Origin of the sequence: Caballeronia sp. LZ035, from assembly GCF_031451175.1 — a bacterium.
In the GTDB taxonomy this organism is placed as follows: Bacteria; Pseudomonadota; Gammaproteobacteria; order Burkholderiales; family Burkholderiaceae; genus Caballeronia.
The window spans coordinates 790,476-811,359 of record NZ_JARUXS010000003.1 but is presented as its reverse complement, the minus strand read 5'-3'; the positions used below and the strand labels follow the sequence as shown (position 1 = coordinate 811,359).

Below are 20,884 nucleotides of genomic sequence, written 5' to 3'. Positions count from 1 at the left end.
GAGCCGAATGGTCTTGCTCTCTGCTATCCGTTCGGAAGCAGGATCTGCCGCACGACTTCGCCGTGCTCCAGCAGATCCAGATTGCGGTTCAATTGCGCGAAACTGATGGTGCCGCTCCTGAGCCGGTCGACGGGAAGCTTGCCCTCCTGATAGAGCCTCAGGTAGAGCGGAATATCGCGGGCAGGAATGCAACTTCCCATGAACGATCCGCGAATGACCTTCTCTTCCGATACCAGCGCGGTATGCGGATAGTCGTGCATCGCACCCGTTGCGCCGAGACCGACAGCCACGACCTCTCCGCCCTTGCGGGTGACATCGTAGGCTGCGGTCATCGCGGTTTTATTGCCGGAGACCTCGAATGCAAAGTCGACACCGCCCTTCGTCAACTCCCTCACCGATTCGACGAGATGTTCATCTCTCGCCGAAAACGTATGAGTGCATCCGAGTTCGCGCGCCAGGCCAAACTTGCCTTCGTTGATATCGATGCCGATGATCATCGAGGCGCCCGCGATCCGGGCCGCCATCACCGCATTCAGGCCCACGCCGCCCAGCCCGAACACAGCGATGTAATCACCCGGCCCAACCTTTGCCGAGTTGAACACCGAGCCTGCACCCGTCACGACAGCGCAGCCGAACATGGCGGCTACGTCGAGCGGAATCGATGGATCGATCTTGATGAGCGAACTCGGCATCGTGATTGCAAACTGGGCAAACGACGAGATCCCGCTGTAGTGATAGACCGGCTGGCCATCGAGGCTTGCGAGCCTCAGTTGGCCATTCGAAAGAAATCCCTGCGAGCGCGCCATGCCCACGCTTTCGCACAGCACCAGGCGCTTGCGCGCGCAGGCTGGACAGTGTCCGCAATCGGCGACGCTCGTCATGACGACGTGGTCGCCCGGCTTGAGCCCCGACACGCCGCGCCCGATTTCCCGCACGATGCCTGCGCCTTCGTGGCCGCCCACCACGGGCAACTTCCGCTTGCGCAAGCCGGCAACCTGAGAGAGGTCCGAATGACACAGGCCCGCACCGCGAACTTCCACGAGCACCTCGCCCTCTTCAGGGCTTCGCAACTCGACTTCCTCTATCCGGAACGGCTGACTTTCAACGTAGGGCATCGGCAAACCCTGTTCGTACATCACGGCGGCTGTCATCCGCATGAATACGTCTCCTGATCGTCTCGATGGATGCCGGGGCACTTGCTCTTGCTGGTTGTTGCACAGTCCTTCAAAGCGAGTGCCAGCAGAATTTAATTCATTTAGATCATTTATTCGATGCTATTGAAGCGTCCGCTTAAAGTCAACCTTCGAGCGCAGAGGGTAAACGCCAACAGTTTCTACCCATGCTGCGCAGAAGGACAGACCTCAGACGGTGCGGCGCTCAGCGCGTGCAGAGGTCTCGGCTGAAAGCGCACTATCGGTGCGGGCTGCGCCATACAGACTTCGCGGTGCGGCCAGTGCGATGAGACCCGACAACACCATCAAGACGCCCATCACGTAGGTGCCGCTTTTCATGGTCCCGGTGATGTCGAGGGCGACGCTGGAGACAAACGATCCCAGGATTCCCGACAGGCTGCCAATGGAAGAAACAATGGCAATCCCCGCCGCCGCGGCCGTGCCTGACAGAAAACCCGCAGGCAGTGTCCAGAAGACGGTCATCACGGCAATGAGCCCCGATACCGCGATGGAAATAAACACCAGCGAAACGACCAGGTTCGATGAGAAGAATGCACTCAGCACCAGCGCAATACCCCCGACCAAGACGGGAAGTCCGGTGTGAAAGCGCCGCTCGCCTGTCTTGCGTGCATGTGTCGCATGCCAGAGCATATAGATCGCGGACACGGCATAAGGGATGGCTGTCAGAAGCCCGACCCGGAGCGTGCTCTCGACGCCGGATGCGTGGATGATCGTCGGCAGCCAGAAGGCCAGTCCGTAAAAGCCCGTTCCATACAGGATATAAATGGCGCACATGATCCAGATGCGGACATCGACAATGGCGTCCCTGAAGCGATGCCTCTCCTCAGCGACGCGGTTGGTCACCTGCATCCGGATATGCTGCTTTTCAGAGGTGGAAAGCCAGTCGACCCTTTCGGGGATATCGCTGAGGAAAGCGAGCACGACGAAGCCCAGGATCATTGCGGGCACGCCTTCGATCACGAACATCCACTGCCAGCCCTTGTAGGCCAATGTGCCATTGAAGACTTCGAGGATCCAGCCCGAGAACGGAGCGCCCAGTACCGTGGCAAGCGGCAGTGCCAGCAGGAAGCCGGCGATGACTTCGCTCTGGCGCCGGGGTGAATACCAGTAGCTCAGGTACAGCACGACGCCCGGGAAGAAACCGGCTTCGCAGGCGCCAAGGAGAAAGCGCAGGATGTAGAACGCTGTGGCGGGCGCGATCCCGAGCGCATGAGCAATAGGCTCGACGAAGGCCACTGCGGCCGAGAAGAACCCCCAGGTAATCATGATCCGGGCGATCCACACGCGCGCCCCGATCCTTTGCAAGAGCAAGTTACTGGGCACTTCGAAAACGACATAGCCCCAGAAAAAGATGCTCGCGCCGAATGCGTAGATGGCATTGCTGAACTTCAGGTCGCCGGCCATCTGGAGCTTCGCGACACCGATATTGATCCGGTCCAGGTATGAAACGATGTAGCAGACGAACAGCAAAGGAACGAGCCGCCATGCGACCTTGCGATAGATGCTCGTGTCCACCTCGTCTTGCGGCTTGAGGAAGTTCTGTCCCGCTGTCGATCCGGCTTCTGTCTCCATCGCTCCGTCCTTATGTGGTGGATCTGTCGTCAGTTCGCAATGCATGGATGGATGGCCACCCGACCGACAGGGCGCCCGTCCCGCAGGGTGGCTTGAATGTCTCCTCGCCACGCACACCCGGCTGAATTCCTTAAATAATCTAGATGATTTGACAGGATAGTAGGACTGGCTTTTTCACGCGTCAAGGGTGTGGAGGTCTGGGTTTACGCTTACTGACGCCGCGAGTGGCAAAGAGCCATTCGCGGCGGGGCGGACTTGCTAAGGGAGTTAGAACCGGAAGCCGTCGTGCATGCGCCGTACGTGATCACCGTCGAACGAATGGCTCGCCGCTCAGCGTCTTGCCGGGAACACCCTGCTTCCTCGTCAGCGCGCCTGGGGGCGTCAATCTCGCGCACGTTCTCGGCAAGCGCCATCGCCATGCAGTTCGACACGAATCTCATACAGCGGTCCAGTCAGGGCGAGAGGCGAAACAGGCGCTTTCGTATTTATTTGCCCGGCAAGACGGCTCGGGGTTATGCGTGTTGATACTTTTTACCTGAGCCTGTATTGCAAAAGCATGCTCACTTCCCATCGACCAGCACCTTGAGCGCGAGCGGGTTCGTCGCGGCAGTTTTCACCGACCCGATCGCCACTGCGGTGTAGTTCGTGCCTGCGGCCACATCGAGATTGGCTTCGATGGCGGTCGTCGAGGTCCCTGCAACGTTGACCTTGACATCGTAAGTACCCGCTGCCACGGAAAGGTAGTTGCTGATCGCGGCAAACGGCACGTTCGACAACACAACCTGATTGTTAACGAGCACATCCACCGGGCCCGCGTCGGGTGCAGCATGAATCACTCGCAAGCGCGCTTGTCCGGCGGGCGGTGCCGATGCGTCATCGGTCGCGAGAAGCGGTTGAATGCTTGCTACGAAATTCGCGGCAATGGCGGTGTAGAAGTTGTCCCTTGCAAGCGAGGGCGAAACGTTGATGACGGTAGTCGAAGTGCCCGCCGCATTGATCTTGATGTTATGCGCGCCTGCGACAATCGTCAGGTAATTCGACGCTGTGGGATACGGAACATTCGACAGGACCAGGCCGTTGTCGATATAAACATCGACATTGGGTGCATCCGGGGACGCGTGCAGAATCCTGAGATGCGTACTGCCTGAATTGTTATCGTCACCGCCGCACCCCGCGATGATCGACGCGACGCAAACCAGGAACATTGCAAGGTATTTGATCACGTCGTGCTCCCATGGCCCGGGCGGGCGAGGATAAACGTCTAACTGATCTCTTCAAGCAATCGAGCCTCGAATTCATTGACATCGGGCCTATAAGAAAAATATAAGCTAGCGGGTTTTTTAACAAGATGAACAAATGCCGTACATGAAATGATGCTGTTCATTCTTTGTTCGATTTAGAAACACTTAAAATTTACGCGAGTGTTTTAACTGCTGAAAAACGCTTACGGTTTCCTGTTTTTAGTTAAAGCGGATTGAGGAAATGGCTTGATAGATCAGCCTGAGTCCTCTTCCGCAATCCGGCCGGATTCAAGCTTGATGCTTCGATCGGCGAGATGGAAATACCGGTCGTCATGCGTGATGACGACCACTGTCTTCCCCCTCGCCTTCAAGGCCGGCAACAGTTGCCGATAAAACACGTCCTTGAACAGCGGGTCCTGGTCGGCGGCCCATTCGTCGAAGAGATAGAACGGCCGGTCTTCGAGATACGCAACGAGCAACGCGAGCCGCCTGCGCTGACCTTGCGAAAGATCCAGGGTCGAAAACGCGCCGTGCTCGATCCTCACCTTGTGCCCGAGCTGAAGCGCGTCGAGCAGCGCGCGTGCTTCATCGTCGATGCGTTCGGTCCGCAAGCCGTGCAATGTATCGAACAGATAAAAATCGCTGAACACGACGGAAAAGAGCTGCCGGTATGTATCGCGCTTCGCTTCAGGACTGAAGGCGTACTGATGCGGTCATTTTTGGCTGCTTCCATGTGGCCTATTTCAAGTTCGACCCCACGCTCGACGACGACCGCGACACCCGCCAGACGCTGCTGGTGCCGTTGATTCTGCAGCTCGTCGAACGCGGCGACGCCGACGACGCGAAACCCAACGTGCGCCTGCCGCTGCCGTCGCACGCGCGGCTGCGCCGGGTCTGCGAGCGTCTGATCGCGGAGCCCGCGAGCATCGACACGCTCGAACGCTGGGCCGAGCAGATCGGCGCGAGTGCGCGCACCGTGGCGCGGCTGTTCCGTCAGGAAACGGGCATGAGCTTCGGACAATGGCGCGAACAGTTGCGGCTGGCGGAAGCGATGTCGCGCCTGGCCATTGGGCGGCCGGTCGCGCAGGTGGCGCAGGATCTGGGCTATGCGGATTCGCGCACGTTTTCGGTGATGTTCCGGCGTGCGTTCGGGACTACGCCGCAGCAGTTCGCGGGCAAGTGAGCGTGCGCGTGGCCGGAGGCGCTAACGCTGCGGCAGCCTGCTGCGCGCGAGCCTCAGCACCAGCAAAAAACCGATGAACATCACGATGCCGCCCGCAATCAGACTCGCGCCAATCGCGCCGCGATAAACCGCCACGACTTGCGCCTGCTGCGCCACGCTCATCTGTGCGATCGCGCCCAAGCCGTGATCGAGCAGCGCTTGCGTGTCGAATGTCACGGGCAGATCGCCGAGTTCGCGCTTGAGCACGAAGCTCATGATGCCGCCCGACAACGCCACCCCCAGCGACGCCCCGAGCGAGCGCACGAAACCCATCGTCGCGGTTGCTGCGCCGAGCACGCGTTCGGGCACCGAGTTCTGCACGATGACGGTCGCGTTCGGCATGCCGATGCCCATGCCTGCGCCGAGCACCGCCATCGCGCAGAGAAACAGCGGCACGCTGGCGCCGCGATGGGCCAGCAGCGCGAGCGATGCCAGCCCGAGGCATTCCAGGAACACGCCGATCGACAGCAGCGTTGCAATGCGCTTCAGGCTGCCGACAGAAAAGCGCCCGCCCGCCACGGAAGTAATGAGCATCAGCGCGACTTGCGGCAGCATCATCGCGCCGGATTGCTCAGGCGTCTCGCCCAGCACGAGCTGGAAATACAGCGGCATGAACACGAGCGAGCCCATCATCGCGAAGGCCATGATGCCGGACGCGGCCACGCAAGTGGCGTATGGCACGTTGCCGAACAGCTTCAGGTCGATGATCGGCTCTTGCGCGCGCCGCTCGACGACGAAGAGCGCGGCGAAGCACGCAAGCGCCAGCACGCAGGCCAGCGGCAGGCGCAGCCCGGACATGAACGACGCCGACGCCGAGTTGAACACCAGCAACAGCGCCGACGTGCCGATGCAGACCAGCACCGCGCCCGCGTAATCGACGGCGTGCTGTCCGCCGCGCTCGACCTTCGGCAGCGACATCAGCACCAGCGCCAGCGACAGCGCGCCGATGGGCGGGTTGATGTAGAACACCCATCGCCATGACGCGTGGCTCGTGATGAAGCCGCCGAGCAGCGGTCCCGCCACGCTGCTCACGGCGAACGCGCCGGTGAAGAGTCCCTGATAGCGGCCGCGCTCGCGCATCGGCACGATGCTGCCCACGAGCGTCTGCGACATCGTCATCAGACCGCCCGCGCCCAGTCCCTGCAACGCGCGGAACAGGATCAGCGTGTTCATCGACTGTGCGGCGCCGCACAGCGCCGAAGCCGCGAGGAAGATGCCGATGCTGAGCGCGAAGAACGGCTTGCGGCCGTACATGTCGGAGAGCTTGCCGTAGAGCGGCGCGCTGACGGTGGAGGTCAGCATGAACGCCGTCACCACCCACGTGAGGTGATTGAGGCCGCCGAGTTCGCCGGCGATGACGGGCAGCGCGGTCGCGACGATGCTCTGGTCGAGCGCCGCCAGGATCATCGCGAGGATGAGGCCCGCGAACACGCGCCGGCGCTGGTTCAGTGAAAGAGTGCTTGCGTTGGATTCGATTGCTTCGGTGGACATCGGTGAAGGAGGGTTGAATGGCGAACGTTTGAGAACAACTCGAACGCCTTTGCCTGCGAGTCAGTATGCGTTTTCATGCGGTCGAACTGTTCCAGACGCCAGCACGAACGATTCCCGGCCGTCAGTCTACTGGACGTCGCCCATGCGTAACCAAAGCGGTAACCCGCACGGACAGCCCAGCGCGATGCGTACACCATGAGTCAGCCATGCTCATGCGTCGCCGCATGAGCGCCACGTCCCCGCCCGAGAGGGACGCACGCATACGAAATCGAGGAAGACCGCTGATGAAACCGGGAAAGAACGGACCGTGGACCCGGTGGGGCCGACGGCGGATGCGCTTCGCCGTCGCCGTGTTCATCGCCGTGCTGATCGCGATCGGCGGCGCCGTGCTGCGGCACCGCGCCGCGCAGCCGCATGACGATCCGCTGCAGGCATCGAGCATTGTCCGCGCGATGCGTGACGACCCGTTGCCGTGGGCGCGCACCGAACAGGATGCATCGCGCATGCTCGCGGACATTCGCGAGCAGCGCGTGGCGGCCATCGGCGTGACGGTGGACGCCATTCTCGTCTCCACGAAAGACGGCGCGCGCTACTTCGTCACCGACCGCTTCGCCGTGTTCTCGCAGTCGCTGCTGCTCAATCCGGCGAAGGACGGCCGCGCGCCGGACTACCGGATTGCGTGGCTGCCGAATGTGTCGATCGGCACGCATGCGGGCTTCGCCACGCTGCTCGCCGTGTTCCGCGATTCGGCCAGCATGCTGGTGTCCGTGCTGCTGCTGTTCCTGATCGTTCGCTACATGCGTCGCGAGATGAAGGGCGATGCCACGCTCATCACCGAACCGACTCACCTGAGCTTCGACGACGTGATCGGCGCCGCCGAGGCCAAGGCCGCGCTCGAAGATATTCGGGCCTATCTGCGCGATCCGGCCTCGTTCGCGAAGCTGGGCGTTCGTCCGCCGTGCGGCGTGCTGATGACGGGCGGTCCGGGCGTCGGCAAGACGCGGCTGGCGCAGGCGCTCGCGGGCGAATGCGGCGCGCAGTTCATCGCCATCACGGGAAGTTATTTCAGCGCGAAGTATTACGGCGTCGGCATCCAGAAGGTCAAGCAACTCTTCAAGATGGCGCGCAAGCATGGGCCGGCCATCATCTTCATCGATGAAGCCGATGGCCTCGCCGCCCGCACGACCGGCGCGTCCGATTCCGCCGATGCCGAGAGCAACCGCATCATCAACCAGCTGCTCGCGGAGATGGACGGCTTCGACAAGAACGACGGCGTGATCGTCGTCGCGGCGACCAACTTTCCCGAGAGCATCGACGAAGCGCTGCGCCGACCCGGCCGCTTCGACCGCATCGTGCCGGTGCGTCTGCCGGATGTCGCGGATCGCGTGAAGATTTTCGAGTATTACCTGGACAAGATGCCCGCGCGTGCGACGGATATCGACTGCGCCCAGCTTGCGCGGCTGACGGTCGGCTTGTCGCCGGCCTCGCTGGCGATGATCGTCAATCAGGCCGGGCTTATCGCGCGCAGGGAGGGCGCGGGCACGGTGGGCGCGGCGCATCTGCGCGAGGCGGTCAAGGTGGTGCGTATCGGCGACGTGAGCGGCGCGCAGAAGGCGCTCGATGCCGACGAGGTGCGCCGCGTCGGCGTGCACGAGGCGGGGCATGGCGTGGTCGCGGCGCTGCTGGGCACGGGCGTGCTGGAGGAGCTGACGGTGCTGCCGCGCGGCGGCGCGCTGGGCATGGCGCTCATCACGAAGCCGCAGGAGAAGCATCTGTACCGCCGCAGCGAACTCGAAAAGGAATTGATGGTGCTGCTCGGCGGGCGCAATGCGGAATTGCTGGTATTCGGCGAGGCGTCGAGCGGCGCGGCGCAGGATTTGCAGGAGGCGTCGCGCATCAGTCTGGAAATGGTCTCGCGGCTTGGCTTCGGCAGCGAGGGCAATCTGTTCAGCCTCGCGGCGCTGCCGCGCGAGAGCGCCGGGCGTCAGCTTGACGGCGCAATCGCTCAGGCCAACGCGTTGCTGAACGAGATGGATACGCGCTGCTTCGCGTTGCTCAAGCAGCATCAGGCGATTCTGGACGATGTTGCGGACGCACTGATCCGCTCGGAGACGATTCCGGGCGAGTATGTGTATGAGTTGATTCGCGAGAGCGAAGGCGTCCTGGCATGCGCACGTGTCGATTGATGACGCCCGCTATCGCCTCACACTGAACTCAACCCGTATGGCATGACGCCGCACCCTGACGCTATTGAAGCGCGATCGCCTCAATTTTGAGACAGCCGGTTAAAATGCGCGCCATGAATGCCCTTCGCCGGTTCCTCCTGCGGGGCGGAATCGCGAGCCGGCTGAGTGTGCTGGCCGCTTTCGCCGTGCTCCTTGCGCGCGCCCTGTTGCCGGGCGCGGTGATGCTCGATCCGGTATCGGCGGCGCAGGGTGATTTCGCGCTTGTCATCTGTTCCGGGCACGGTCCGATGTTCGCGCCCGACGCCCACGCAATGATGAACATGTCCGACGAGGACATGATGCACGGCGACATGCACATGTCCGCAACCGGCGGCGCACCGATGCAGGCTCCGATGGCATCGGACGACGGCCTGTGTCCCTTCAGCGCCGCGCTGTTCGTCGCCTGCGTGAGCGTGACGCTCGCGATCGTGCTGTTTGCGCTGACGCGTGTCACGCAACGGTGGCGCATCCTTCCGACGCACCGGCCCACGCATGCGTCACCCCATCTTCGCCCGATGTCGCGGGCGCCTCCTCTGTTCAGCTGATATCGAATCTTCTCGCTGCGCGCGCCCCTGGCGTCGCGCAAGCCCGACTATTCCTTTTGCTGAATCGAATCCATGAACATCGAACCACGACCGCGGTACGCGGGCGTCGCGGACCTGCGCACGTCCATTGCATCCCGCTCCGGAATTGCCGCCGCCATGATGTGCGCGGGACTTGTCGGCGTACCCGAGGCGCGTGCCGCGGATACATCGCCATCCGTTGACGATACCGCCGCCCTGCCCGCCGTCCACGTCAGCGATACGCTCGCGCCCGCCTATGCGCCCGACACCGCCGACAACCTCCTGCGCACCGGCACGCCCTTGAAGGACTACCCGGCATCCGTCCAGGTGGTGCCGTCGGAGATCCTGCAGGAGCGCGGCGTTACCCGCATCGATCAGATCGCCGACAACGTCAGCGGCGTACATGCGGAAGCGAGCTACGGCGGCAATGGCGCCACCTTCTTCAACATCCGCGGCTTCAGCGAAAGCAATGGCCTGCGCGACGGCTTCCGCAACTACGGCTATTACGCCTTCCGCGATGTTCAGAACATCGATCGTGTGGAGATCTTCAAGGGACCGGCGGGGGCCCTGTACGGCGGCATCGGCGCGGTGGGCGGCTATATCGACACCGTTTCCAAGCGGCCCGAGCAAGACAACTTCGGCGAGATCGGAGTGACGGCGGGAACGCATGGCCTCGCGCGCTCGACCGTGGACGTGAACCGCGTATTGAACGACGACCTGAGCGTGCGCCTGAATGCATCTGCGGAGAGCAACTCGACCTTTCGCGACAACGCGGGCTATCGCTCCTGGTCCTTTGCGCCGGCCATCACGTGGGACAACCACAGCGGCACCTCGGTGACGCTGCTCACCGAGTACAACCACCTGAACCGCGATGGCTTCGATTTTGGCGTGCCCGCAGTGCCCGACTATCAGTCGCTGTCTCGCACCCGCTACTACGGGCTGCGCAGCGGCATGTATCCGGGCATCGACGGCGACTATGGCCGCAACGACACCTTCGCCGAGACCGTATTGTTCGAACACGCGTTGTCGAGCAACTGGACACTGCGCCTGTCCGGGCAATACGCCTATGCGCGCCAGCTCTCGACCCAGTCCTTCCCCGACAGCACGACGCCCACCAGCAATCTGCTCGATTACTCCGTCTACAGCGGCGCAAACGAGTTCTCCCGCCAGTACTCGGCCCGTGCCGAACTGGCAGGCAAGTTCTTCACCGGGAGCGTGAAGCACGCGCTGCTGGCGGGCGTCGACTACAGCTATCTGAAGATCGGCAGCGGCGGCTCGCAGGTTTCGACGATGTCGCTCGACCTGTTCAATCCGGCCTATCTGTCCGGACTGACACCGGGCGATCCGCTGCCCGGTCATCAGGGACAAGGCAAGGACTACGGCGTGTACGTGCAGGATCTGGTCGAGTTGACGCGCGCGGTCAGGCTCCAGGCCGCCTTGCGGGCCGACCGCTTCATCAACCAGGCCGGTGAAGCCGGCCAACCCACCGGCTACGGCCAGCAGACGGCGTTCTCGCCGCGTATCGGACTGGTGTGGCAAGCGACTGAAAACACGTCGTGGTTCGCCGACTGGAGCCGTAGCCATGCGCCGAACGTCGGGCATAGCGGCAGCAACGTGACCTACGACGCGGAAGTGGCCGAACAGTTCGAAGTGGGCGTGAAGCACGATGTCATCAAGGACCGGCTAAGCGCCAGTCTGGCGCTGTTCGACATCGAGCGGAATCACATCCTCACCACCGATCCCACGAACCCGTTGCTGGAAGTGCTGACGGGCAAGCAGCGGAGCCGGGGTATCGAGCTTGATGTGGCGGGCAACATCACGCCGCGCTGGAAGGCGATCCTCACCTATGCGTACACGTTCGCGACCGTCACGAGCGACACGACCTATCCCGTCGGCGATGTCCTGAGCAATGTCCCGCGCCATAGCGCGAGTCTCTGGACCGTGTACCGGCTGGAGTCGCTGCCGGGCTTGCAGCTTGGCGCCGGCGTGTATTACGTCGGTGCCCGGGAAGCGACCTTGCCCAACACGTTCAGGCTCGGCAGCTATGTACGCGCCGATGCCATGGCGTCGTACGAACAAGGCCGGTGGAAGACGCAACTGAACGTCTTCAACCTGTTCAACCGCAAGTACTACACCGGCGGTTCGGCGGCGACCTTCAACTACACGTTGATGCCGAGCCCGCCGTTATCGGCGCAGGTGACGGTCGCGTACCGGTTCTGAACTGGCTCCGGCCTCAGGGCGCGGCCTTCGGCATGACGGTGGCGTCGATCACCTTCATCTGACTGGCGAGATTGGCGGGCGTCACCAGCAGCACCGGCACCGACACCGCCTTCTTGCCGCCCGCCGGATCGCGCAGTGCATCGGCCGCTTCCTTGCCCATCAGGAACGGCTGCTGCATGCCGGACGCGAGTAGCCGGCCTTGCTTGAGCATGTCGATGAACTCGGGAATGCCGTCGAAGGCCACCAGCGCCACGTCCTTGTCGCGATGCGCGATGCGGATCGCGCGCGCCGCGCCGAGCGTGGGCGTGTCGGTTTCGATGAACACCGCGTGCATGTCGGGATGCGCCGTCATCATGTCCTGCACGAAGCTGAAGGTTTCATCCGGCGTGTACTTCTGCATCTGGTTGAGCGCGACTTCCTTGATGCCCGCTTCCGACATCGCCTTGCGAAAGCCCTGGGTTCTCAGCTTGCCGTTCTCGCGCCCGAGCGAGATGGTCACGATGCCGTAGCCGCCGCTCTTCCAGTTACGTTCGGTCATCACGCGCGCCAGTTCCTTGCCGACCGCGTAAGCGCCCTTCTCGTCCTCCGAACCGACATAAGTGTTGAAGTCGCCGGACGTCGTGCCAATGCCCGCAATGCTGACCGGTATGCCGCGTTGCTTCGCGAGCGCAAGGACGCTGGGCGCCGTGGTGGAATCGGTCGGCGACAGCACGATGCCCGCCGCGCCCTGTGCGATCGCGTCCTGGGCGTTTTTCAGTTGGGTGGCCGCGTCGTTGTGCGAATCCAGGTAGCCGATCGTGCCGCCCTGCGCCTTGACGCTCGCCGCCACGCCTTGCCCGACCACGCGCCAGAACGGCAGGTCGAGCGCGGGCGCGATGTACACATAGTGCTTGCTTGCGCCATCCGCTGCCTGTGCCTGTGCCGGCGCGGCGAGCGTACAAATCACGCCGCACGCGAGCGCCATGCCCTGGGCCCACCGCCCGACTGGTTTCAGATATCGATGCACGTTCTCCTCCTGTTGTCTTCTGATGATCGCTTAACTAGTGTTTCGAACCGCTCGTCATGCGTTCGATCAGCACGGCGACGAGAATGATGGTGCCGATCGCCGTGCCTTGCCAGTAAGGACCGACGCCAAGCAGATTCAGTCCGTTGCGGATGAGCACCATGATGAAGACGCCGAACAGGCTGCCGAGCATGGAGCCGCGTCCGCCGAACAGGCTGGCCCCGCCGATGACCACGGCGGCGATCGCGTCGAGTTCGAGGCCGTTGCCGGCAAGCGGATCGATCGACATCAATCGCGATCCGAGGAACACGGCAGCCAGCCCCGCCGACGCGCCCGACACCGCATAGGCGACATTGGCGTAACGCGTCGTGCGCAGGCCGGCCGCGACGGCGGCATCGCGGTTCGAGCCGATCGCGTAAATCGTGCGGCCGCCCTTGGTCCGTTGCAGGTACCACCACGCCAGCGCGAAGAGCGCCAGCAGGAACAGGAAGTTGAACGGCACGCCGGCGATGTCCGCGATGCTCAGCATCGACAGATCGTCGGGCAGGTTGGAAATGGAATTGCCGTCGCTGACCAGATACGCCGCCGAGCGGCAGATGGACATGGTGCCGAGCGTCACGATGAACGGCGCGATCCGGCCGAAGTTCACCAGCATGCCGTTCAAAAAGCCCAGCAACGCGCCTGCGACGACCACGCCCGGCATCGCGACATACAGCGGCAGACCGAGCCGTGTCATCGAGAGGCCGAAGAGAATGCCGGCCAGTCCGGTAACGGCGCCCACCGACAGATCGATGCCGGCGACCAGAATGACGAAGGTCTGTCCGATCGCCGCAATCCCCACCACGACCGATTGATCCAGCAGGTTGTAGATGTTTCCCGTGGTGAGGAACCGTGGACTGGCGAACGACAGCGCGAGGAAGATCGCCACCGCGACGCAGATGATGCGGATATCGGCGGGAAGCCGCACGCGGCGCCGCGTGGATTCGCGTTGGCGCGGGCTCTGATGCGCGCTGCCCGCGTCGATTTTTCCTTCACGCATGTTCGTGTCCCCTGCTCACTTTCAGATGTCGTATGCCGTGTGAATCCAGTGCGCTCAGCAGCCGGGCTTCGACTGTCGCCGCATCGGGCGCTTCGGCCCCGGCATAGGTGATACCCAGCCAGCCGAAGGAGTGACCCGTTTCGTTCGAGAGTTCGAACAGGATGGAACGCCCGGCCGCGTCGGTCGCACACGCCGTGTTCGACAGGCACGTCAATGCATGCGGGATGCGCGTTTCTTCCACACGCGGAAACGCGGACCGCGACAGTCCCGTGTCCAGCCCGGCCGGGCTGACCAGATCGAAGCAGAAGACGCGTCCGCCCGTCACGTCGATCCAGTACGCGGCAGTGTTCCCCGTCTCGCTCAGGTCTTCGAGCACGCCATGCAATGCGCGCGACGATGACCTCGGCGCGGCGAACATCGTCAGCGTGCGGGCATCGAAAATCGTGCTGGGCGCTGTTGTGATGGAATGACCGTCGCTCAGCACCACGATGTCGTCGCACAGGCCCAGCAGTTCCTCGAAATCCGACGACACCACGACCACGCCCACGCCCTCGCTCGCGCACTGGCGGATGATCGAATAGATATGGTTGCGCGTGCCGATGTCGATGCCGCGCGTCGGTTCGTCCAGCAAGAGGATCTGCGGCTTCGTCATGAGCCAGCGCGCGAGCAGCATCTTCTGTTGCTGGCCGCCGCTCAGTCCGGTGACGGCTGTGCCGATGACATGCCTCGGCATGTCGAAGTCGGCGAGAAAGCGCGCAAGGGCGTCGGGCGCCGACGCATTCCGGAGACGGCTGCCCGGTTGACCCAGCAAAGGCAAGGTCAGGTTCTCGCGCAGCGACAGATCCGGTATGAGGCCCTGTCCTCTGCGATCTTCCGTGAGCAAGGCCATGCCACGTGAAACGGCATCGCGCGGATGACGCGGATTGAAGCGTTCGCCTTGCACGCGGATATCGCCGCCGCGCGGCTTTCTCAACCCGAAGATCGCTTCCAGCGTCTCCGTCCTGCCCGCACCGACCAGACCGCCCAGGCCCAGAATCTGGCCGCGTTCGAGTGTGAACGACACATCGCGCACGGCTTCATCGGCGGCCAGGTTTCGGACCGACAGCAACGCCTCGCCGGACACGCGGCGCGCCGGCGCACGGTTTCCCGCGTACAGCGATTCAACCTTGCGCCCGACCATCCGCTCGACGAGATCGCCGGGATTCGTCGCGGACGCCGGCAAGTCGCTTTCCGCCGTGGCGCCTTCACGCATGATCGTGAAACAGTCGGAGATCTCGAACAGTTCCTCCAGCCGATGCGACACGAACACCAGCGCGTGTCCGTCCGCCCGCAGCTTGCGCATGATCCTGAAGAGATGCTGCACCTCGCCCGGCGAGAGCGATGCCGTCGGTTCGTCGAGGATCAGCACGCGCGACTGTTGCAGCATGGCGCGCGCAATCTCGACGAGCTGCCGGTTGGCCATCGAGAGCGCGCCGGCGCGGTCATCGAGCCGCAGATGCGTGGCTTCGAGTTCCGCGAGCGCGCGGGCGGCATCGGTCCTGAGTTGCCGCCAGTCGAGCCGGCCACCTGAAGCAAAACTCGGCAGCATCAGGTTTTCCAGCACGCTCAGGTCCGGCGCGATGCTGGTTTCCTGAAGCACGATCGATACGCCGCGTTGCATCGCATCGCGCGGCGAGGCGAAGGTAGTCTGTTCGCCTTGATAGATCAGATTGCCGCTGGTCTTCTGATAGTGACCGCTGATGATCTTGGACAGCGTCGACTTGCCCGCGCCATTGACGCCGACGAGCGCATGAATCTCGCCCGCGCGCAGCCGGAGCCGCGCGTGGTTCAGCGCCCGCACCGGACCGAAGCGCTTCTCGATCTGTTCCGCAACCAGGATGTCCATGTCAGATGCGATACCAGTGCTCGGCGGACCGCTGGAACAGCGCGCGCTGTTCATCGGCCGAATAGTCCGCCACCACTTCGCGATACGCGTTCACGAGCGTTGCGTAGTCCGCGTACAGTCCGTCGAGCGGCCAGTTGGTGCCGAACATGCAGCGCTCCACGCCGAAGAACGCGATGCATTGCTCGATCCATGGCGTGATGGACCCGACCGTCCAGTCGTGATCGACCATCAGCAGCCCGGACAGCTTGCACGCGATGTTCGGCGCCTGCGCGATCGCCTTCATTCCTTTGCACCACGCATGGAAATATTCGACGCTGCGCTGCTTCGGAAAGCCGCAATGACCGAGGATGATCCGCACATCGGGAAAGCGGGCCGCCAGATCCAGCACCTTCGCGGTATGCGCGATGTCGGCATCCATGTCGAAGATCAGGTCGCGCTTGCGCAGGGCGTCGAAGCCGCGCAGGAAGGCCGCGTCCGCGAGAATGTCCGGGCCGTGGAACGTCAGCATGCGCACGCCGCGAAAATTCGCGTGCTCCATGTGGCGGTCGAGCTGACGTTCGTTCGCGTCGTCCATCAATTCGCCGCGCGCGATGATCGCGTTGGGCAAGCCGAATTCTTCCGACACGCTCTGCAGCCACGCGGTTTCACGCACCGGATCGGTTTCGCCGTCCGCCGTTTCGATATGCACCGACTTGACGAGATTGACGGGCTTGCCCGCCTCGATCAGGTCCTGCGCAACGTAGTTGCGCATGATCGCCGAATAGTCGCCGGAAGGATGCCCTTCGAACGGCTGGTCGCTGAGCCATGCGTAATGCAGCGCCTTCAGGTCCCAGAGATGGTGGTGCGCATCGACGAATGCAAAATCATCTTGAGCCATCATGTCCTCGATAACGTGAGTGCCGGTCACGCGGCGATCATCAATTGATTGCGTCCTTCCTGGACCACTTCGCCGTGCTGGTTCATCACCTTGATGTCCAGCGTGACAATGCCCTTCGTGCCCGACTTCGTGAGACGCTTGCCGGCGATGGTGATCTGCGCATCGATGCGGTCGCCCGCATACACCGGCCCGCTGAAACGCCATGCTTCCCAGTTCAGCGCGGCCACCACATCGAAATGCACCATCGAGCGGTTCTTCAGGCCATCGACGAGGCTTTGCACGAGCAAGCCATGCGCGAGCCGTCCGCGAAAGCCGAGGTTTTTGGCGAACTGTTCGTCGGTATGGTGCGGCATGAAATCGCCGGTCAGTCCCGCGAAGGCCAGGATCTGCGAATCCGTGATGGTGATGCCTGGCGTCCTGAACGAATCGCCTTCTTCGAGATCGCCGAATTTATTGAGTGTCGTAGTGTGCATGGGAAATCATTCAGACAGGTTGCGGCCGCGCGTCTCGGGCCCGATGACGAGACCCGCGGTGGTGATCGCGGCCATGACGATGGCGTAGATTGCAACCGGCACATAGCTGCCGCCGCCGGCTTCGAGCAACGCCGTGCAGATGAACGGCGCAATGCCGCCCGCGAACACCGCCGAGACTTCGCGGACCGTGGAGATCGCGGTGAAGCGGGTGCGCGCCCCGAACAGCTCGTTGAAGTACGCGCCCTGTACGGAGAGCATCGCGTAGTTGGCGAAGCCGATCGAGACGGCGATGGTCGCGATGATGAGCACTTCGTTCTTCGTGTTGAGCAGCCAGAAGAACGGGAAGATGCCGAGACCGAACAGCAGCGAGCCGAACAGGTAGATGGGCTTGCGGCCGATGCGGTCCGACAGCCAGCCGAACATCGGAATGGTCACGATGCCCATCGCCGCGCCAAGAAACACGCCTGCGAGCCCGACGTTGCGCGACACCAGCAGCTGCTTCGTGATGTAGGCAAGCGACCAGATTTGCAGGAAGTAGCCCGACATGTTCTCGGCGAAGCGCGCGGCGAAGGCGACCCAGAAGCGCGAACCCGACTCGCGGAACATCTCCTTCAACGGTTCCTTGGTCACCTTCTCCTGCTTTTTCAGTTCCTCGAATACCGGCGATTCGTTGACCTGGCGGCGGATATAGGCGCCGGAGAGAATCGCGAAGACGCTGAGGATGAAGGGAATGCGCCAGCCGTAGCTGTTGAAGCTGCTCTCGCTCATCGAGTTGTTGACGATGAAGAACGCGCCAGCCGAGAGCAGCGTGCCGAGACACACGCCCAGCGTCGGCAGGCTTGCGTAGAAGCCGCGCTTGCCTTCGGGCGCGCACTCGGCAGCCAGCGTGACGGCGCCGCCGTATTCGGCTCCGGCGGCGAGCCCTTGAAGGATCCGCAGCACGATCAGGCAGACGGGCGCGGCCATGCCGATGGTCTCGTAGGTCGGCAGGAAGCCCACGGCCATGGTGGCGCCGCCCATCAGGACCAGCGTGATGACGAGCACGGTCTTGCGTCCGTAGAGATCGCCTGCCCGGCCGAACAGCACGCCGCCGACCGGTCGCGCGAGAAACCCGACTGCATAAGTGCCGAACGCGGCCAGCGTGCCCGTCACCGGCGACAAGGCCGGGAAGAACAGCTTGTTGAAGATCAACGCCGCGGCGGTGGCGTAGATATAGAAGTCGTACCATTCGAGCGCCGTGCCGATCACTGCGGAAACGGTCGCGTTGCGCAAGCTCTTGCGCTGCACGCTGTCACTGTCGGCTGCCGCGTGATCCTGATACGTCTGCGCGCTCTCCTGAAGCGCCCCGACTCGTTGATTCATTGTCTCCTCCCGACCTTCTGGTGTCCGCGCGGCGCTGTATCGTCCGGCGGCGGACCCGATCTGTGTAGTGAATGTCTGCTGAACGCGTGGCTTCGTGCCTAGTCGTCCACGGTCCTCAAGAATTCGGCGTTCAATTCGTCGAGCAACTGTCGATGCGGCGTGCCCTGTTCGAACGCCGCGCGAATCGCTTCCGATGCTGCGGTCTGGAACGCGATATAGCCCGCATAGCGCGGACGCACGTACGCCTCCTCGATGGTCGCAAGCGTGTTGCGATAGAAGTCGCCGGACGTCGCGTTCACGTCTGCATCGGTCCATGCATCACGATGACTGGGCTGGCCCGCGTGCGATGGAATGAACTGCGCCTGAGCCTGCCGTCCCATCAGAAAACGCAGATGATCGAGCAGCGCGGGCGATGGCCGCGAACGCCGGCTCAGCGCAATGCCGGTTCCTCCAAGCGTGGAGCCGTAGCGGCCTCCTGGCCCGGTGACTGGCACATCGAGGAACGTAATCGGCGCGCGCTCGCCACGCGGCGCAGCGTAGTTCACGTAACCGTAGATCAGCGGGCAGTAGCGCACGTCGTGCTCACGCGCCATGTATTCGAGCGTGCCGATAGGGTTCAGTCCCAGTGTCTTGCGCGAGGTCCGGCCATACAAACTCGCCATCACGTCGAGCACCTCCAGCGCGGTGGCGTCGTCGACGAAACGGCCTGCCGATCCATCGACCATCGGCGGCTTGCCCCACGCCGCCATCATCGAGCAGAAGCCGAGCATCGCGTGCGGTCCCGCCACACAAAGCGACACCCCGCCCTGTTCCGACAGCCGCACGACATCGGCCCAGGTGGCAGGCAGTGTTCCCTCGATCAGATCGCGGCGCGCGGCGGCAACCTGCGTTGCGGCATCGAGCGGCAAGGCCCACTGTTGGCCCTGCCACGTGTACGACGCGTAGCTCGCGCCCACCGATTGACTCGCCCAGTCGCGCAGTTCGCCGGGCGAGAAGAGATCGTCCAGCGCCCAGACACAGCCCGCCTCCACCGCTTCACCCACGTGAGGATGATCGAGCACGACGAGATCGTACTTTGCGCACAGCTCCGCGATCGGATGCGATTCGAAGCCTTCCAGCGGCTGCCTGCTCCACGTCAGGCCGAGCGGCAGCGCTTCAGGAAGCTTCGAAGCGGCATCGAGGGCGTCGAAGCCGCGCGGATGATCCCAAGTGAGACCGTTGATCGCAGCGGCCATCGCTCAGCCTGCCGTTTCGTTGATGACGCGGTCGCGCAGCAGCGCCTCGACGGCTGCGTCGTCATAGCCGAGTTCCGCCAGCACCGCGCGCGAATGTTCGCCGACCAGCGGCGCGCCATAGCGCACCGAGGCGGGCGTCTTCGAGAACTTGTAGGGAAAGCCCGGCGCTTTCACGCGCCCTTCCGTGCGGTGATCGTATTCGACGAAGGTGCCGTTGTGCCTGATCTGCGGATCGTTCAGCAGATCTTCGTAGCCATACACCGGACCCGCCCAGATGCCGTTCTGGTCGAACAGCGCAAGCCATTCCGCTGACGTCTTCACGGCCAGACGGTCACGCGTGCGGGCGAAGATCTCGTCGCGATACGTCCAGGGGTCGGTTGTGTCGTTCATCTCCAGAAAGGACGGTTCGCCGATCACCCCACCGAAGGTCTTGAGCGAAGGCATCGCGACGATCACATAGCCATCCGAGGTCGCGAACGCGCCATAGGGCGCGCGAATATATACGTGCGCATGCGGTTCCGCCGAACGCTTCTGCGGCAGTCCGCCCTGCATGTACACCGAGAGCTCCTGCATCTGCAAGGTGGTGATCGCGTCGAGCATGTTGACGCTAACAAGCTGGCCCTCGCCCGTGCGTTCGCGATGCAGCAGCGCCGCCAGCACGGCTTCGAACGCAGTCGCTGCGGCGACGGCATCGACCAGATACTGTCCCGCAGGCGACGGCGGCTCGCCGGCGCGGCCCGTCGAGAGCATCGCGCCCGACATGCCCTGCAGCAACAGATCCTGTCCCGGCCGGTGCGCATACGGACCGTCCTCGCCATAGCCCGACATCGAAACGTACACCAGCGACGGGTTGATCGCGGCGAGCGATGCGTAATCCACGCCGAGACGCTTCGCCACGCCCGGACGATAGTTCTGCACGAACACATCGGCGCTGCGGACCAGATCGAACAACACGGCGCGGCCGGCGTCGTTCTTCAGATCCACCGCCAGCGAACGCTTGTTGCGATTCAGCGAGAGGAAGGACGCGTTCACCTGCTTGCCCTTCGCTCCACCTGCCGGCGTATGCCGTTGCCATTCGCCGTCGAGCGGCTCCACCTTGATGACGTCCGCGCCGAGATCGCCCAGACGCTGCGTGGCGAACGGCCCCGCCATCGCAATCGTGCAGTCCACGACCTTGTAACCCGACAGAACCGCTTTGCTTTCCTTCGTCGAATCTTGCACCATGAATACCCTCGATTGTTTGCGTTCACATGTTAGCGCTGCCATCGGCAGTCGTCAAAGCC

The 20,884-nt window shown here is 63.1% G+C and carries 16 protein-coding genes and 1 pseudogene; 4 read left to right on the top strand and 13 right to left on the bottom strand.

All coding sequences use genetic code 11. The features are described from left to right. Positions 1-23: 23 nt before the first annotated feature. The 4 genes and pseudogenes from QCE88_RS26590 to QCE88_RS26575 all read right to left on the bottom strand — a co-directional run. The gene (locus QCE88_RS26590; protein ID WP_309907863.1) at positions 24-1,157 is read right to left on the bottom strand and encodes a zinc-binding dehydrogenase; all 1,134 of its coding nucleotides are present in this window, start codon (positions 1,155-1,157) and stop codon (positions 24-26) included. Positions 1,158-1,361: 204 nt separating this feature from the next. Next, positions 1,362-2,765: an MFS transporter gene (locus tag QCE88_RS26585; RefSeq protein WP_309907862.1), complete on the bottom strand. Its 1,404-nt coding sequence runs from the start codon at positions 2,763-2,765 to the stop codon at positions 1,362-1,364. Positions 2,766-3,325: 560 nt separating this feature from the next. Then, complete coding sequence (locus QCE88_RS26580) at positions 3,326-3,988, bottom strand: DUF4397 domain-containing protein (protein ID WP_309907861.1); 663 nt, start codon at positions 3,986-3,988, stop codon at positions 3,326-3,328. A 272-nt stretch (positions 3,989-4,260) separates the two neighbouring features. Further along, positions 4,261-4,695 (bottom strand): annotated as a pseudogene (locus tag QCE88_RS26575) (ATP-binding cassette domain-containing protein); the annotation flags it as partial. A gap of 44 nt (positions 4,696-4,739) precedes the next feature. Here QCE88_RS26575 and QCE88_RS26570 point away from each other — a divergent pair. Continuing rightward, positions 4,740-5,189: an AraC family transcriptional regulator gene (locus QCE88_RS26570; RefSeq protein ID WP_309907860.1), complete on the top strand. Its 450-nt coding sequence runs from the start codon at positions 4,740-4,742 to the stop codon at positions 5,187-5,189. 21 nt (positions 5,190-5,210) lie between these two features. Here QCE88_RS26570 and QCE88_RS26565 read toward each other — a convergent pair whose 3' ends face one another. Then, positions 5,211-6,719: an MDR family MFS transporter gene (locus tag QCE88_RS26565; protein WP_309907859.1), complete on the bottom strand. Its 1,509-nt coding sequence runs from the start codon at positions 6,717-6,719 to the stop codon at positions 5,211-5,213. A 284-nt stretch (positions 6,720-7,003) separates the two neighbouring features. Here QCE88_RS26565 and QCE88_RS26560 point away from each other — a divergent pair, with 284 nt between their 5' ends. The 3 genes from QCE88_RS26560 (at position 7,004) to QCE88_RS26550 (ending at position 11,727) form a co-directional block, all read left to right on the top strand. Then, positions 7,004-8,905 (top strand): AAA family ATPase, encoded by a 1,902-nt coding sequence (locus QCE88_RS26560; protein WP_309907858.1) that lies wholly within the window; start codon positions 7,004-7,006, stop codon positions 8,903-8,905. Positions 8,906-9,018: 113 nt separating this feature from the next. Further along, positions 9,019-9,489 carry a hypothetical protein gene (locus QCE88_RS26555; RefSeq protein WP_309907857.1) on the top strand — a complete coding sequence of 157 codons (471 nt, stop codon included), beginning with the start codon at positions 9,019-9,021 and terminating at the stop codon, positions 9,487-9,489. Between the two features lie 72 nt (positions 9,490-9,561). Further along, positions 9,562-11,727: a TonB-dependent siderophore receptor gene (locus tag QCE88_RS26550; RefSeq protein WP_309907856.1), complete on the top strand. Its 2,166-nt coding sequence runs from the start codon at positions 9,562-9,564 to the stop codon at positions 11,725-11,727. Between the two features lie 13 nt (positions 11,728-11,740). Here QCE88_RS26550 and QCE88_RS26545 read toward each other — a convergent pair whose 3' ends face one another. The 8 genes from QCE88_RS26545 to QCE88_RS26510 all read right to left on the bottom strand — a co-directional run bounded on the left by QCE88_RS26545 (position 11,741) and on the right by QCE88_RS26510 (position 20,825). Beyond that, entirely contained in the window at positions 11,741-12,733 is a 993-nt protein-coding gene (locus QCE88_RS26545) for a substrate-binding domain-containing protein (RefSeq protein ID WP_309907855.1), read from the bottom strand. A gap of 34 nt (positions 12,734-12,767) precedes the next feature. Beyond that, positions 12,768-13,769, bottom strand: coding sequence for an ABC transporter permease (locus QCE88_RS26540; protein WP_309907854.1), 1,002 nt, complete (start codon positions 13,767-13,769; stop codon positions 12,768-12,770). After that, the gene (locus tag QCE88_RS26535) at positions 13,762-15,654 is read right to left on the bottom strand and encodes a sugar ABC transporter ATP-binding protein (RefSeq protein ID WP_309907853.1); all 1,893 of its coding nucleotides are present in this window, start codon (positions 15,652-15,654) and stop codon (positions 13,762-13,764) included. Before QCE88_RS26535 ends, QCE88_RS26540 begins: the two co-directional genes overlap by 8 nt. A gap of 1 nt (position 15,655) precedes the next feature. Next, positions 15,656-16,531 carry an amidohydrolase family protein gene (locus QCE88_RS26530; RefSeq protein ID WP_309907852.1) on the bottom strand — a complete coding sequence of 292 codons (876 nt, stop codon included), beginning with the start codon at positions 16,529-16,531 and terminating at the stop codon, positions 15,656-15,658. A gap of 26 nt (positions 16,532-16,557) precedes the next feature. Then, positions 16,558-17,004, bottom strand: coding sequence for a MaoC/PaaZ C-terminal domain-containing protein (locus QCE88_RS26525; protein WP_309907851.1), 447 nt, complete (start codon positions 17,002-17,004; stop codon positions 16,558-16,560). 6 nt (positions 17,005-17,010) lie between these two features. After that, positions 17,011-18,366 (bottom strand): MFS transporter, encoded by a 1,356-nt coding sequence (locus tag QCE88_RS26520; protein ID WP_309907850.1) that lies wholly within the window; start codon positions 18,364-18,366, stop codon positions 17,011-17,013. 98 nt (positions 18,367-18,464) lie between these two features. Continuing rightward, on the bottom strand, positions 18,465-19,601 hold the full coding sequence (locus QCE88_RS26515) for a hypothetical protein (protein WP_309907849.1): 1,137 nt from the start codon (positions 19,599-19,601) through the stop codon (positions 18,465-18,467). Between the two features lie 3 nt (positions 19,602-19,604). Continuing rightward, a complete protein-coding gene (locus QCE88_RS26510) occupies positions 19,605-20,825 on the bottom strand; it encodes a CoA transferase (RefSeq protein WP_309907848.1) in 1,221 nt (406 codons plus the stop codon). Between the last annotated feature and the right edge of the window lie 59 nt (positions 20,826-20,884).

Coding starts and splice junctions, on each gene's coding strand:
- QCE88_RS26555 (WP_309907857.1), top strand. CDS start 9,019: ATGAATGCCCTTCGCCGGTTCCTCCTGCGGGGCGGAATCGCGAGCCGG.
- QCE88_RS26515 (WP_309907849.1), bottom strand. CDS start 19,601: ATGGCCGCTGCGATCAACGGTCTCACTTGGGATCATCCGCGCGGCTTC.
- QCE88_RS26510 (WP_309907848.1), bottom strand. CDS start 20,825: ATGGTGCAAGATTCGACGAAGGAAAGCAAAGCGGTTCTGTCGGGTTAC.
- QCE88_RS26525 (WP_309907851.1), bottom strand. CDS start 17,004: ATGCACACTACGACACTCAATAAATTCGGCGATCTCGAAGAAGGCGAT.
- QCE88_RS26585 (WP_309907862.1), bottom strand. CDS start 2,765: ATGGAGACAGAAGCCGGATCGACAGCGGGACAGAACTTCCTCAAGCCG.
- QCE88_RS26550 (WP_309907856.1), top strand. CDS start 9,562: ATGAACATCGAACCACGACCGCGGTACGCGGGCGTCGCGGACCTGCGC.
- QCE88_RS26560 (WP_309907858.1), top strand. CDS start 7,004: ATGAAACCGGGAAAGAACGGACCGTGGACCCGGTGGGGCCGACGGCGG.
- QCE88_RS26565 (WP_309907859.1), bottom strand. CDS start 6,719: ATGTCCACCGAAGCAATCGAATCCAACGCAAGCACTCTTTCACTGAAC.
- QCE88_RS26530 (WP_309907852.1), bottom strand. CDS start 16,531: ATGGCTCAAGATGATTTTGCATTCGTCGATGCGCACCACCATCTCTGG.
- QCE88_RS26520 (WP_309907850.1), bottom strand. CDS start 18,366: ATGAATCAACGAGTCGGGGCGCTTCAGGAGAGCGCGCAGACGTATCAG.
- QCE88_RS26540 (WP_309907854.1), bottom strand. CDS start 13,769: ATGCGTGAAGGAAAAATCGACGCGGGCAGCGCGCATCAGAGCCCGCGC.
- QCE88_RS26590 (WP_309907863.1), bottom strand. CDS start 1,157: ATGCGGATGACAGCCGCCGTGATGTACGAACAGGGTTTGCCGATGCCC.
- QCE88_RS26535 (WP_309907853.1), bottom strand. CDS start 15,654: ATGGACATCCTGGTTGCGGAACAGATCGAGAAGCGCTTCGGTCCGGTG.